The sequence below is a fragment of the Propioniciclava coleopterorum genome (assembly GCF_011393335.1).
Classification (GTDB): Bacteria; Actinomycetota; Actinomycetes; order Propionibacteriales; family Propionibacteriaceae; genus Propioniciclava; species Propioniciclava coleopterorum.
Genome location: NZ_CP049865.1, coordinates 351,774 through 365,709 on the forward strand (window position 1 = coordinate 351,774; position 13,936 = coordinate 365,709).

The following is a 13,936-nucleotide window of genomic DNA, read 5'->3' on the forward strand; positions in this document are numbered from 1 at the left end:
GGTCAGAGCGCGCGGAGTCGTGGCCGCTCCACCGCGTCTTCGCGTGCGGCACGGAGGGCGTCGGCGAACCGGACGGTGCCGTCGGTGGTGGTGAGGAAGTTCTCGAACTGCTCGTCGGTTAACTCGGCGGCGAGTGTGTCGGCGTCGTAGTGGGTCCACCAGTTGGTGAGCTCGCCCCAGGTCTGCACGAACGCGCGAAGCGGGTAGCGGACGGGTTGGCCGTCGCCGGTGACGAGCGGCAACGGCTTGGGTGGGGTGCGCTTGCCCTTCTTGATCGACTTCGCCTGGGCCACGGCTGCTTCGGCGCGAGCGTGCATCTCTGCCTCGCGCCGCTCCCGCGCAGCGGTGTCGGCATCGCGGATCGCTTGATAGATCGGATGCACCGCGTCACCGGCCTCGATCCGACCCAACCCGGCGGCGGCCTCGGCGCGCAGAGTCTCTGGCAGAGCAGGGTTGCCAGCGATGTCTTCGAGGTAGCCGATCTTCTCCAGCGTCGTGTGCGACGCGCCACCCGGAATCATCGCCGCCGCCTGCTCCCGGGCCTTCCCAAGCGGCCCGCTCGACGGTGGTGCAAATTTTGCACCACCGTCGTTTCCTGGCTGGTTCTCGCTGCTGAACTGGGTCGCGCTCTTGCGACGGGCGGCGTCTTCGGCCATGACCTGCTTGATCTCGCGGTAGAGGCCGGCGGCTTCGAGCTGGGTGTAGGGCTTGTGGAGCATGTTGTCGTCCTGCTCGGCGAGGAGCTGCCCGAGCCGGCCGGACAGGCCGCTGCGCACCCACACGTTGACGGTGCGCCAGCCGAGCTTCTTGATCGCGGCCAGGCGTCGTGCCCCGCACACCAGTACGCCGTCGATCGTGATGGTGAGTGGTTGCAGCAATCCGTCGCGCCCGATGGATGCCGCGAGGGCGTCGATGTCGCCGAGGTCGGCGCGGTGCCGGGTGCCGACGAGGATCGACTCGACGGTGCGGTCGAGCTGGATGCTGCCGATCTGTGGCTCGGTCACGACGACTCACCGCCTCCACCACTCGGAGCGGCCAGAGCGAGCGCGAGGATCAGATCGTCGTCGCGGAGCAGTAGGTCGAGCGTTTCGCCCAGCAGCAGCCGGAGCAGGATGCCGCGACCGCTGCTGGTGGCGACGTAGGCCGGGTGCGGGTTCCCGAGCAGCGCCTTCAGCAGTGCGGCCCAGGAGCGGCGCGGGAGGTCGAGCAGTGCCCGCGCGTGCCGGTCGCGGCGCAGCGTCTCGTAGGCGGACTGGCGGGTGCCGGCTTTCGTCAACGCCCCGCAGACGTGCTCGACCGCGGCCCGTGCGGTGTCGGCGGGCCAGTCGAGCAGGCACAGCATCGCGATGGCGTCCTCGGCCGCCGATCCAGCGGACATGCACGCTTGCGCTGACCCGAGACTGTCGCGCGGTTCCGGTTCGAGGTCGCTGGGACGCAGGTCGGTGGTGTGGAACGCGGGATGATAGTCGGCCAGCGCGGTGTCGCGTTCGGAGAACCGTTCAGGATCGTGGAACGCCGAAACGTGCGCGCGACGAGCCTGGTGCACCGAGCAGAGCAGGCCTTGGGCGCGTTCCTCGTAGACGCAGGTGATCCGCACGGCGTGGGTGATGATCGCCCACGGATCGTTGGCCTCGCGGGTCGAGCGGTACTGCATCGCGTCGAACGCCGCCGTCACCGCTTCCCAGGTGTCGAGCCTGTGTTTCCTCGCGAGAGCGCGGTACTTGTCGGCGGCGAACTCCATCAGGTCGCGGGCCACCGGGTCGTGAACCCAGGCATCCTCGCCGCCCTCGGCGAGGCGATTGAGCAGGGCACGCAGGCCCTCGCCGGTGGTGAAGTCCTCAGCCCCGTCGGCCGTCTGCTCGGTGCTGGTGCTGGTTGGTCTGGTCATGGTGTCGGCACCTCCTGGCAGGCAGGTGCGCACTCGCTCCCACGAGCGCGTCCTGCATGCCGATGCCGTCGCAGCCATGACCTGTCACCACCGTCAACTCATCGAGACCCCGGAGCGGGACACCTGCGAGGCAGGTGCGGTGCTGCACCCGAACGCCGAGATCGGCGGCAACCGCCGGGCGCGATCCCCGAGACGACGAACACCTGCACCGAGCGGGGTGCGGGTGCGGCGTGCCAGCTCGGCCTGGAAGTCGAGACCCCGCCCGGCCGCGTGCGCCGAGTGCCGGGCGATCAAGTCAGTGGGGCGCACCCACTCCACGCCTCGCCCACGAACGAGCGCGTGCCGCTTGTCGTCGCGGGCGACCGGCGCGGCCCGCACCGCCTCCGGCGTACTCATCACTTCGACCGACTCGGGGCGCTCCCGCGGCTCCTCGGGCACCAGCCGTGCGGGATCGGGCCTCGCGGAATCGTTGCGCTGGGGGTTCTCAGTGGTGTTCATGGGATCGTCTCCTCCCGCTCGTCGGCGGTGTCAGTGGTGTCAGTGAGGTGCGCGACGGCGAACCAGCGGCCCACGGTCGAGGGATGCACCCCGAGTTCGCGGGCGATCCGCTTGTTCGACCAGCCCGCCTCGCGCAGCTCCCACCCCAGCGCCCGCCGATCCGCCACACCCTCATCGCGACGGTTGGCCTCCATCTCGCCAGGCGGCAGCGCAGGCATCGAATCCGCGGTGTTCGTCGAGAACGAGTCGGCAGTGGCGGGTTCCGCATGGGGGTCGGTGGTGCGGGTGAGAATCACGGTCAGGTGCGTGATGGCCAGCAGCACGACGGGCGGCACCGCGGCGACCGAGGCCGCGAGCATCCTTGGCACGTCGGCGTCCGCGGCGACGACAGCATGAATGGCGTTCGCCGTCACCGACACGAGCGCGCCGCCTACCAGCAGCGCCCACGGATACCAGGCCGAGCGCTGCCCGGCGAGCGCGACGACGGCAACCGTGGCGACGACGATGATGCCGTCCACGATCAGCGGCCACGCCCACGCCTGCCCAGCCCCGATCCCGGAGCGAGCAGCCAGATCGGCCAACGACGTGAACGACAGCCAGAACGCCCCGGCGGCGATGAACACCGTCCCCGCGACCGCCGTCATCGCGGCCCAGCGCCGCCCTCCCGATTCACGCCTCACAGCCCAGCCCTCCCCAAGGCTGCGGACGGTGGGCTCGCCGAGCGACCGAACCACCGACCCGCGCTCTGGCTCCGGCCGCCGGGCGTCACTTCGGATGCGGGCTGGGTGGCTCGGTAGGCGGAGCGCACGGTCGTGGTGATCTCGCGATCACCCAGACCCGCCGACTGTGCCGCAGCACCCAGCGCATCGAGCGCCTCGGCGGGCGAGACGCCGTTCTCTGCGAGGCGGCAGGCAGCCCAGAACAGGCCTCGGTTCCGCTCGCCCTCACCCCGCCCAGCGACCCACGTCGCCAACCGCTCAGCATCCTCATCCATCGAGCCGCTGCTGGCGCGTAGTGGAGCGACGGGGCGCGGGTCGAGGAAGTCCCGCAGACGGGCCGCGTCCACATGACCGACCGAGTGCGCGGCGATGTCCGCGACCTCGTAGCGGCACACACTGCCGTCGATGATTCGCCGGGAGGGAGGAGCGATGATGTAGCCGCCGTCGCCCCGGAAGTCGACGCCCGCGGTGGCTGCCTGCCACGACCGCTGCTCGCGGCCCGGGGTCGCCGGGAAGTACACGTGCGCGCCTCCGGTGGGTGTGCGCACGAGCAGACCCGCGCCATCGACGAGCCCCGCGTCGGTGGCGCGCTGGAACGCCGCGCGGCCGTCGTGGGGGCCGTGGACATCGACATCGACGACGACAACGCCGGATGGAGCGCCGGTCGGGATGCCGATGTTCGCGTTCGGTGTGCGCGACCACCACGCGGCAACCTGTTCCGGGTCGCTGCTCGCATCGAGGAACCCACGGCGGGTCAGCGGACGCTTCCCCTCGACGACGCACGGAAACACGGGCACGCCAGCCGCCGCGAGGCTCCGCGCCGCGAGCCCCAGGCTCGGTGAACGATCCACGCGAATGAGCGCCGCCAGGACATCGAATGCTTCGGGCATCACAGCCTCCGCCCTGCCAGCGCTGGCGCCGACGCAGCACGCGGACGATCGGTCTCCACCGAGTTCGCAGCCGTACGGGAGGTGCGCGGACTGGGAGCGTCGCGTTCGAGTCCGGGCGGGGTGCCGTCGCCGACCTGGAGCGTGTCGAGCTGGTCGAGGATCGCCAGCGCGGTCTTCCGCACCCGCTCGCCGGTGGACTGCACCACCTGGACGGGCTCTTGGCCGTCCACGCGGGCGGCCCAGGTCGAGACGTACGGGATCGTGTACCCGGTGGTGTCCATGCCGTGCGCGGCACCGATCATCAGCGCGACGGACTCGGCTTCGACCTCGCGGATGCCGCGATGCTGACGTGCTTCCTCGTCGTCGGGATCGTGCATCAGCACGTGCGCCAGCTCGTGCGCGAGCGTCTTGACCTGCGCAGCAGGGTCCATGTTCTCCCGCACCGCTACCGTGCGCTCCTCATAGTCGGTCATGCCGTTCGCGCCGGAGATCATCCCCTCGTGTGGCACCCGCAGCACCTCGAACCCCGCGCCGCGAATCTGCCCGGCCAGCCCGTCCCACAGCCCCGAGGGTGCTTCGCCTTCCAGCAGCGTCGGAGCGGGCGGAACTGGCAATGGTTCTCCGTCGGTCTGGGAGGCATCCCACACGTAGGCCGGCCGGGCTCCGACCATCCGCGAGCGCACCACCTCGCCGGCCTTCGGCGTCTCCCTCGGCCCGAGCCGCCGCCACGAGCCCGCATCGGCAGGGGTCGCGGTGGCGAACCGGCCCGTCACGGGCGCGAAGATCATGTAGCCCGGCTGGCCCTTCATCACCTGCCGACCGAGCCCCTGCCACTGCCGGTACCCGGCAACCAGGGTGGGGAAGGGTTCGGGCACGCGGCCTGCCTCGAACGCGGCTTCGTGCTGCACCCAGATCAGCATCGTGTTGTTGAACGACCGCGACCGGAACCGCGCCGCGAAGGCGAGCGCCTGGCGCCAGTCGTCACCCGAGACCAGCGACTCGACCGCGCCGGTCAGCTTCTCGTGCAGCTCGTCGAGCTTCGCCTCTCGCGCCGCGCGGGCGTCCTCGTTCGATGCCATGCTCCGGCCTCCTCTTCGGCGGGCCGCGACGCGGCTGCGCGCGGCGGTACACCTGGCAGGTAGGCGCGAACACCCGCGCCCAGACCGTGAGCTGGACATCGTTCACCTCCTTGAGGCAGCCCGAGCCGAGACCGGGACGCAACATTGAGCATGCTCAAAATGCCCCGGAGTCCTGTTCTAACACTGACCGTTGAGCATGCGCAAGCCTTGATTTGTGCATGCTCAACGAGTACGGTTGAGCATGCACAACCACCTTCTGGGTGGACTACATCGATGCCTTGCCCGTTGCGAAGGGAAGGGGGTCACCGTCATGACCGAAGACGAGAGCCAGGCTGCGGCCGAAGACCTCGCCAAACGTCTGCGGCTCCTGATGGATGTCGCCGTCGCCGAGTCCGGCACGGAGCCGACCTACTCGCAGATCGCCGGCTACCTCCAAGAACGAGGCACCAACCTGTCGCGGTCGCGCTGGACGTACATGGTCAACGGCCACCGCTACGTCCAAGACCCCGCCGTCTTCGAAGGGCTCGCGGAGTTCTTCGACGTGGACGCCGCGTTCCTGCTCGGCGAGGACGGTGCTGCCACTCCCGAGAAGGTCTCTGCGCAGCTCGACCTGGTTCGGTCCATGCGTGCCGCGAAGGTGAAGTCCTACGCTGCCCGCACCCTCGGCGATATCTCGCCGAAAGCACTCCACGCCATCACCAAGTTCCTGGACGAGGAAATGACACACATGCCCGAGCACTGACCGGTACCGCACGATGGAGCCGCCACCGGTCCCTGCTCCCTACAGAGAAGGGGCGAACCGTGAAGATCGAACAGACCGTATCGGCGGCCGTCGCGGGCCTTGAGCTCGGCAATACCTTCGCCCTTGACGATCTCCTCCACACCGTCCAAGACCGGCGGCACCGTAGGCTCCGCGTCGTCGAACTCGCAGACCTCGACACCCACGACGGCCTCTGCGCGCTCTGGCTCTCCACCGATGCCGAAGACGTCGTGCTTCACGCCCGCAGCGACTCCGCGCTGCATCGCCAGCAGTTCGTGCTCCACGAGCTCGCCCACATGATCCTTGGCCACGGCGAAGGCGACGGCTGTGCAGTCGGGGAGGTACTGCTGCCCAACATCCCGCCGTACACCAGAGGTCGCCTGCTCAGGCGGCAAGACCTCGACAGCGAAACCGAGATCGCCGCCGAGTCCCTCGCCGACCGGCTCGCCGCCGGCATCCGAGGGTCGGTGTTCGCAGAGTCCAGATACTCGGAGATATTCGGATGATCCAGACGCTCGTCGCAACGCTCATGTGGGCGCTCGTGGCGAGCCTGCTCATCTTCCGACGCAAACGCACCGACCGAAGCATCACCTACGCCGCCCTCACCATCGCCATCGCGATGACGCTCAACGTGGATGCCGCCTACAGCGCCGTCGATCGACTGCTCGGTGGCACCAACCTCGCCACCCTGATCGCGGACGCGCTCCTGATGACCGGGCTGTTCTTCCTCGGCCGCGGCGTCATGAAGACCGGCGAGTACCGGCCCAGGCTCGTCCGAGCCGCCGTCAGCATCCCCGTCCTGCTCGTCGCGCTGCTCGCGATCACCGCATCGTTCCTGCTCATCGACCGCGGCACCACTACCACACGATTTATGATCGACCTCGGCGCACAGCCAGCGGCGGCGGTCTACTCGATCATCAACTTCACCTACTGCCTCGTCATTGTCGTGGCGATGCTCGTCCTCGCCATAAGGCAGTACCGGCACAACACCGGCATCCAGCACCTCCCCGCGGCACTGTTGAGCCTGGGGTCGGCGTTCGGCGTCGCGCTCTGCCTCGCCGTGATCGTCATGGACGTTGCCCACGCCACGGGCCACCTCGACCTCATGCACACTATCCAGTCCGCCTACGATCCGCTCTCCGTCCTGACCTTCGTGTTCCTCTGTGCCGGGTTCGCGATCCAGCCTGCCGTCCGTCGCGCTCAGCACCGCGCCCGGCAGAGGCAGACCGTCGCCCTCACAGCGCAGCTGGAGTCGCTTTGGCACCAGGCGACGCGCGCACGGCCCGGGCTGAGCCAGGCCGACCCCCTCGCCGCCAGTAGCGAAGACCCCGAAGGGCACCTCCACCGAGTGATCGTCGAAATCCGCGACGCGATGATCGACCCTCGCATCACCTTCGACATCAGCACCGACGACCGCGACCTGCTCGAACGCGCCGAGAGCCACCTCGTCGGAAGCGACAGTGCCCTCGCGACGACCTCGCCCGTTCCCTACGTCGAGGAGCGGGAGTCGTGATAGGCCGCATCGCTCTCGGCGCTGGGGCCGCGGCGGCAGCGGTTGCCGGGGTCGGGTGGGCCATCGCGCGGCGGCTCACCGCACCCGTCGGCCCACGAATGTTCGACCTCACCGTTCGAGGCGTCGAGTACACCGACGACGGCGACCTGATCGTGCTCGACCGCACCGACCAGGCCGCCGCGCCAGGCATCTACAATCTCTGGTTCGAGCACGGCGGCTGGGCGCAGCTCGCCACAGATAGCGTCGATCGAGGACCCACCCGCGTCGCTCGCAGGATCACGGGCACCACATCGGGTTTCACTCCGAAGACCGGCGATTGCGCCTCCTGGAGCGGCATCTACTACGCCACCCCAGCCGACGCCGGACTCCACACACGCGACATCACCATCACGACCCCCGCAGGACCATGCCCGGCCTGGCGCATCGACGGCGACCTCGCGACCTGGGCCATCCACATCCACGGCCTCGGCAGCACCCGCGCCGGCACCCTCCGCGGCGTCCTCGCCGCAACCGAACTCGGCTACACCTCCCTCGTCGTCAGCTACCGCAACACAGCAGAAGGGCCGCGAGTTGGCACCGGCCGGACGACCTTCGGCTACGCAGAGACGAGCGACGTTGACGAGGCCATCGGGTACGCCGTCCGACGAGGAGCCGAACAGGTCGTGATCTTCGGCTGGTCGATGGGTGCCGCTGTCGCTCTCCAGCTCGCCGACCACCCGCGACATCCGGGACTGATCGCCGCGCTCGTACTCGACTCCCCAGTCCTCAACTGGACCGAAGTCATCAAGTCCAACTGCGCCCGCAGCGGATGGCCTGCAGCAGCCGGGCACCTCGCGATCCCGTGGCTCACCCTCGACCCACTGGCACGCACAGTCGGCCTGCCAGGACGCATCCCACTTCCCACCTTCGACTGGACATCCCGAGCCGTAGAGCTCAACACGCCGACCCTGATCCTCCACGGCACCCGAGACGACTCCGTGCCGATCCGGCTCTCACAAGCACTCCGAGACGCTCGCCCGGACCTCGTTGAGCTTGAGACCTTCGATGCCGGCCACACCCTCTGCTGGAACAGCGATCTGGACCGCTGGCGGAACACGGTGACCGCCTGGCTCAAGGTGCGCATCCCACGCTGATCGGCAGAACGCAGCGGCCACTCTCGAAACCCGTCTCGTTCGGCCACGCCCGGAGAAACCCAACTCAAGCCGTACCTCAGCCGGTATCATCGTGGGTGTTGGCCTGCCTGGGCCATTGAGCGAGGGAGGACCAACGTGGCTGAGCCGTGGCTGTCCGCAGACGACATCGCCGCCCACCTCGGGGTCACCAAAGACACCGTCTACACCTGGATCGCCGAGAAGGCCATGCCCGCCCACAAGGTCGGACGCCTCTGGAAGTTCCAAGCCAGCGAGATAGACGACTGGGTGCGCGCGGGTGCGGCGGCCAGTGACCAAGAGCTCCACGTAGCCCATCCCGGTGTCGGTGGACGCTCCTACGCTCATGACAACGACGAGCACCGGGAGGGGGGAAGATGAACCTGAAAGACGCCCAGCGCTTGGTGAAGTCCAAGCAACGCGTTGCGGACCACGGCGAGGTGTTCACGCCGGCGTGGATGGTCGAGGACATGCTCGACCTCGTTAAGCACGAGTCTGAGCGGATCGACTCCCGCGTACTCGAACCCGCCTGCGGCTCGGGCAACTTCCTCATCCCCGTCCTGGCTCGCAAGCTCGCCACGGTCGAGCTTCGGCACGGCAAGAGCGAGTTCGAGAAGCGCCACTACGCATTGTTCGCGCTCATGTGCACCTACGGTATCGAACTTCTCGCAGACAACGCCGAAGAGTGCCGTCACAATCTCGCCGAGGTGTTCAACACGTTCTTGGGTATCGGCAACGATGACCAGTGGGCACGAGCGGCCCGCGCGGTTCTCACCGTGAACATCGTCCAGGGCGATGCCTTGACCATGACCGTGCCAAGCGGCCAGCCGATCACCTTTCCTGAGTGGGGCTACCTCGGCAAAGGCAAGTTCCAGAGGCGCGACTTTCGCTACGACGACCTCACTCAGCGCGCCTCGTACGAGGGAACCCTATTCGGCGAGCTCGATGACGAGGACCTGTTCGTCCCCGCGCAGACTTACCCGACGATGACCGTCATTCAGATCGCCGAGGCCGCCGCGTGACCCTTGCACCTTTGACTCTCCGAGGGCACAACCCGGATGTCTTGACCTGCATCGCGAACCTCTCCAACGATGAGGTCTTCACCCCGCCGGAGTTCGCGAACCAGATGCTCGACACGCTTGCCGCCGCGTGGGCAGACGCCAACGACGGCGCCGACATCTGGGCCAACCCCGATGTCACGTTCCTCGATCCGTTCACCAAGTCTGGTGTGTTCCTCCGCGAGATCGTGCGCCGACTCACCGACGGCCTGATCCTGACGATCCCCGACCTCACCGAACGCGTCGATCACATCCTCACCCACCAAGTGTTCGGCATCGGGATCACCCAGCTCACGGCGCTGCTCGCGCGCCGGAGCGTCTACTGCTCGAAGTTCGCCAACGGCCCGCACTCGATCGCTAGGTCATTCACGACCGAGGACGGCAACATCTGGTTCGAGCGCACCGAGCACACCTGGGGCGGCGGGAAGCGGGAGTTCCGTGCTGATCCACTGACCAGCGAGGAAGTCGCCGTCTATACCAACCGCAAGTGCATCTACTGCGGCGCAGGCGAGGATGACTACGCCCGTGGTGACGACCTTGAGACTCACGCCTACGCCTTCATCCACACCGACGACATCAAAGCCCGCATCGCGGAGCTGTTCGGAGACACCATGCAGTTCGACGTCATCATCGGCAACCCGCCCTACCAGCTCAGCGACGGCGGTCATGGGACCAGCGCCGCCCCGATCTATCAACTCTTCGTAGAGCAGGCCAAGAAACTCGACCCGCGTTTCTTGTCCATGATCGTTCCCTCGCGTTGGTTTGCGGGAGGAAAAGGCCTCGATGAGTTCAGGGAGTCAATGCTGACCGACAGCCGCGTGCGGGCAATCAACGATTACCTGAGCGCTTCGGACGTGTTCCCAGGCGTCGGACTAAAGGGCGGGGTGTGCTACTTCCTCTGGGATCGCGACCACCCCGGACTCTGCGAGGTCACCACCCACTTCAAGGATTGGCCGACGACCACGGCCACTCGCTCTTTGCTCGAACCAGGCGCGGATGTCTTCATCCGGTTCAACGAGGCTCTGTCAATCTTGCGCAAGGTGATTGCCGTCGAGACCGGGCAGGAGCACTCGCTGGCACTGCCGGAGAGCAAGCGCTTCGAAAGGCTGGTCAGCTCCCGTAAGCCCTTTGGATTTGAGACCACGTTCAAGGGCAGAGCGTCAAAGGCGCCTGGCGACGTGCTCATCTACCAGAACGGTGGGACTGGGTATGTGGACCGAGCATCGATCCCTTCGGGCGCTCACCTCATCGATGGCTGGAAGGTTTACGTTGGCCGCGCCGCGCCCGGCACGGGAAATAAGGACACCTATCCCCATCGGATCATCAGCACTCCCTTCCTTGGCGAGAGCGGGAGCATCTCCTCCGAGACGTACCTCTGCATCGGAACCTTCGATACACGAGGAGAGGCGGAGAGCGCGCTGTCGTACCTCCGCTGCCGTCTGACGCGCTTTCTCATCCTCCTTCACAAGCCCTCGCAAGACACCACGCGGAAGGTCTATGCCTTCGTTCCGACCCAGGATTGGACGCGAGACTGGAACGATCATGATCTTTACGAGAAGTACGGACTCTCGGAAGACGAGATCGACTTCGTCGAGCGGATCGTTCGCCCGATGGAGGCGGACGAGTGAAGCGGGAGATTGACGAACTCCTCCCCAAGAAGCCCGAGGCGCGACTGCGAATCTACGCATGGTCGCCGAACGATCCACCAGTCGGCTACGCGGGGCTTCTCAAGGTGGGCCAGACGACGAAGGCGGATGTGAACGCGCGCATCCGCGAGTCTCAGGGGCAGATGCAGCAGGCATACACGCTGCACGTTGATGAGCTCGCCGAACGAGGCGACGGGACGGTGTTTCGCGACTCAGATGTGCGCCAACGGCTGATCGACAAGGGCTTCGAGAACCCGATCTTCGGCTCAGCGCGAGAGTGGATGTGGTGCACCCCAGACGATGTGCGCACGGCGATCACTGAGCTTCGCACAGGCGTGAAGCTCAGTGGAACCCATCATGAGAAGTTTCCGATGCGCCCGGAGCAAGCCAGCGCCGTGGACAAGGCCGAGGGCTACTACAAGTCCATCTGGGCCGAGGACTCTCACGCGGTGCCACGGTTCCTGTGGAACGCCAAGATGCGCTTCGGGAAGACCTTCGCCTCCTACCAACTCGCGAAGCGGCTCGGCGCCAAACGCATCCTCGTGGTCACCTTCAAGCCCGCAGTGGAGGACGCCTGGCAGACCGACCTGGAGTCTCACGCCGACTTCGACGGCTGGCAGTACCTCTCCTCGGCCACCGGGGGCAGCCCAGATGAGGCGGACAAGACTCGGCCACTGGTCTACTTCGGATCGTTCCAGGACCTGCTCGGGCGAGATCGGAAGACCGGCCTCATCAAGGCGAAGAACGAGTGGGTCCACACCACCAACTGGGACCTCGTCATCTTCGATGAATACCACTTCGGTGCGTGGCGAGAGTCCGCCAAGGAGCTGTTCGAGGGCGAGGACGAGAAAGTCAAGCAGAAGGAACTGGCCGCGGAGTACAACGACGGCCTCGTGGCCTTCGACGAGGAGCTTGACGAACTCGGCAACGACGAGGACGACTTCCTGCCGATCACCACCCGCGCCTACCTGTACCTGTCGGGCACGCCATTCAAGGCGCTGGCAACCGGTGAGTTCATCGAGGAGCAAATCTTCAACTGGACCTACACCGATGAGCAGCGCGCCAAGGCCGAGTACGCCGTCGCGCAACCGGACGCCTGGAACCCGTACGGGTCGCTCCCGGAGATGCGTCTGTTCACGTACCAGATGCCTGACGAGTTGATTGCCGTTGCGAATCAGGGAGAGTTCGACGAGTTCGACCTCAACGAGTTCTTCGAGGCAAAGGGCATCGGTAAGGACGCCGAGTTCACCCACAAGACCGACGTGCAGAAGTGGCTCGATCTCGTCCGCGGCGCTCACCTTCCCACCCAGGTCGACGCGATGCGGATGGGCACCCGCCCGCCATTCCCGTACTCCGATGTCCGACTCCTGCCGTACCTTCAGCACTCGTTCTGGTTCCTGCCCAACGTTGCTGCCTGCGAGGCAATGTCGAACCTGCTCGCGGAGAAGCAGAACGTGTTCTGGCACGACTACAAGGTCCTCGTCGTCGCGGGTCCCGGCGCGGGCATCGGGCTGGATGCTCTCCCGCCAGTGCGGGCGGCGATCGGCGACGGCCACGACACCAAGACGATCACCCTGTCGTGCGGCAAGCTCACCACGGGCGTCACCGTCAAGCAGTGGTCCTCGATCCTGATGTTGCGCAACCTCAACTCACCCGAGACCTACTTTCAGGCAGCGTTCCGCGTACAGTCACCGTGGTCGATCAAGAATCCCGACGGAGACAACCCGAGCGCCGAAGCAGTCCTCAAGCCTGTGTGCTTCGTGTTCGACTTCGCGCCCACTCGCGCGCTGCGTCAGATCGCCGACTACGGCGCCGGTCTCTCGCCGGAGACGCCGAACCCTGAGCAAGCCGTCGAGGAGCTCGTGAAGTTCCTGCCCGTGTTGGCGTACGACGGGTCGAATATGACCCAGGTCGATGCCGGCGGCATCCTCGACATCGCCATGTCGGGCACCTCCGCGACCCTCCTGGCCCGCAAGTGGGAGTCCGCAATCCTCGTCAACGTCGACAACGACACCCTGCGCAAGATCATGAACAACCCCGACGCCCTCAACGCCGTCATGAACATCGAAGGCTTCCGCGCGCTCGGCAGCGACATTTTCGAGACCGTCGTGAACAAGAGCGACGCCGTGAAGAAGGCGAAGAAGGAGAAGGGCGACGACATTACTCCGGCGGAGAAGAAGGAGTTGACGGAGGAGGAGAAGGAGTACAAGTCCAAGCGGACGCAGATTCAGGAGAAGCTGGTCAAGTTCGCCACCCGCGTCCCTGCGTTCATGTACCTGACCGACTTCCGTGAGAACACTCTTACCGACGTCATCACCAAGCTCGAACCCGGCTTGTTCCGCACCGTCACCGGACTGACCGTCGAGGACTTCCACCTCCTCGTGAATCTCGGCGTCTTTAACGCCACCCATATGAACCAGGCCGTCTTCGCCTTCCGCCGCTACGAGGACTCCTCCTTGTCCTACACCGGCATCGAGTCCCACAAGGGCCTGCGCCGCTACGGCCTCTACGACACCGTCGTCGCCGTCAACGACGAGACCGCAGTCTGACCACCCGTCAGCCCGAATCGAGAGAGCCGCATGTACTTCTAGACCCCGTGCAGCATCGAGGAGATGCTCACCGCCATCCGCAAGCGCGAGTATCTGATGCCAGCTATCCATCGTGAATTTGTCTGAGGCACGGATACCCCGTCGGCTCCTTCCTGCTCTGGAACTTCAAGCCCGACCGCGCAGTCGTA

At 66.4% G+C, this 13,936-nt stretch carries 14 protein-coding genes; 8 read left to right on the top strand and 6 right to left on the bottom strand.

Translation table 11 applies throughout. The features are described from left to right. Nucleotides 1-2: 2 nt before the first annotated feature. The 6 genes from G7070_RS01645 to G7070_RS01670 form a co-directional block, all read right to left on the bottom strand. On the bottom strand, nucleotides 3-1,004 hold the full coding sequence (locus G7070_RS01645; RefSeq protein ID WP_166231462.1) for a ParB N-terminal domain-containing protein: 1,002 nt from the start codon (nucleotides 1,002-1,004) through the stop codon (nucleotides 3-5). After that, nucleotides 1,001-1,888 carry a hypothetical protein gene (locus G7070_RS01650; protein ID WP_026926274.1) on the bottom strand — a complete coding sequence of 296 codons (888 nt, stop codon included), beginning with the start codon at nucleotides 1,886-1,888 and terminating at the stop codon, nucleotides 1,001-1,003. The genes G7070_RS01645 and G7070_RS01650 overlap by 4 nt, the downstream gene beginning before the upstream one ends. Before the next feature lie 93 nt (nucleotides 1,889-1,981). After that, on the bottom strand, nucleotides 1,982-2,386 hold the full coding sequence (locus tag G7070_RS01655) for a hypothetical protein (RefSeq protein ID WP_077684802.1): 405 nt from the start codon (nucleotides 2,384-2,386) through the stop codon (nucleotides 1,982-1,984). Continuing rightward, on the bottom strand, nucleotides 2,383-3,030 hold the full coding sequence (locus G7070_RS01660) for a DUF2637 domain-containing protein (RefSeq protein WP_013601299.1): 648 nt from the start codon (nucleotides 3,028-3,030) through the stop codon (nucleotides 2,383-2,385). Before G7070_RS01660 ends, G7070_RS01655 begins: the two co-directional genes overlap by 4 nt. Nucleotides 3,031-3,062: 32 nt before the next feature. Beyond that, nucleotides 3,063-3,995, bottom strand: a complete 933-nt coding sequence (locus G7070_RS01665) for a bifunctional DNA primase/polymerase (RefSeq protein ID WP_013601298.1) — start codon at nucleotides 3,993-3,995, stop codon at nucleotides 3,063-3,065. Beyond that, nucleotides 3,995-5,074, bottom strand: a complete 1,080-nt coding sequence (locus tag G7070_RS01670) for an ArdC-like ssDNA-binding domain-containing protein (protein WP_026926276.1) — start codon at nucleotides 5,072-5,074, stop codon at nucleotides 3,995-3,997. Before G7070_RS01670 ends, G7070_RS01665 begins: the two co-directional genes overlap by 1 nt. 310 nt (nucleotides 5,075-5,384) lie before the next feature. On the opposite strand from G7070_RS01670, the gene G7070_RS01675 reads away from it, so the two are divergent. The 8 genes from G7070_RS01675 to G7070_RS01710 all read left to right on the top strand — a co-directional run bounded on the left by G7070_RS01675 (nucleotide 5,385) and on the right by G7070_RS01710 (nucleotide 13,748). Beyond that, nucleotides 5,385-5,816 (top strand): hypothetical protein, encoded by a 432-nt coding sequence (locus tag G7070_RS01675; protein WP_013601296.1) that lies wholly within the window; start codon nucleotides 5,385-5,387, stop codon nucleotides 5,814-5,816. Nucleotides 5,817-5,875: 59 nt separating this feature from the next. After that, on the top strand, nucleotides 5,876-6,340 hold the full coding sequence (locus G7070_RS01680) for a hypothetical protein (protein ID WP_013601295.1): 465 nt from the start codon (nucleotides 5,876-5,878) through the stop codon (nucleotides 6,338-6,340). Further along, a complete protein-coding gene (locus tag G7070_RS01685) occupies nucleotides 6,337-7,347 on the top strand; it encodes an MAB_1171c family putative transporter (RefSeq protein WP_026926277.1) in 1,011 nt (336 codons plus the stop codon). The genes G7070_RS01680 and G7070_RS01685 overlap by 4 nt, the downstream gene beginning before the upstream one ends. A 98-nt stretch (nucleotides 7,348-7,445) precedes the next feature. Beyond that, complete coding sequence (locus G7070_RS01690) at nucleotides 7,446-8,480, top strand: alpha/beta hydrolase (RefSeq protein ID WP_206079889.1); 1,035 nt, start codon at nucleotides 7,446-7,448, stop codon at nucleotides 8,478-8,480. A gap of 135 nt (nucleotides 8,481-8,615) precedes the next feature. Then, on the top strand, nucleotides 8,616-8,876 hold the full coding sequence (locus G7070_RS01695; RefSeq protein ID WP_035757278.1) for a helix-turn-helix domain-containing protein: 261 nt from the start codon (nucleotides 8,616-8,618) through the stop codon (nucleotides 8,874-8,876). Beyond that, nucleotides 8,873-9,517, top strand: coding sequence for an N-6 DNA methylase (locus G7070_RS01700; RefSeq protein ID WP_026926279.1), 645 nt, complete (start codon nucleotides 8,873-8,875; stop codon nucleotides 9,515-9,517). Before G7070_RS01695 ends, G7070_RS01700 begins: the two co-directional genes overlap by 4 nt. 41 nt (nucleotides 9,518-9,558) lie before the next feature. After that, nucleotides 9,559-11,181, top strand: coding sequence for an Eco57I restriction-modification methylase domain-containing protein (locus G7070_RS01705; RefSeq protein ID WP_246227216.1), 1,623 nt, complete (start codon nucleotides 9,559-9,561; stop codon nucleotides 11,179-11,181). Beyond that, the gene (locus G7070_RS01710; protein ID WP_026926281.1) at nucleotides 11,178-13,748 is read left to right on the top strand and encodes a DEAD/DEAH box helicase family protein; all 2,571 of its coding nucleotides are present in this window, start codon (nucleotides 11,178-11,180) and stop codon (nucleotides 13,746-13,748) included. The genes G7070_RS01705 and G7070_RS01710 overlap by 4 nt, the downstream gene beginning before the upstream one ends. The last annotated feature ends 188 nt before the right edge of the window (nucleotides 13,749-13,936 follow it).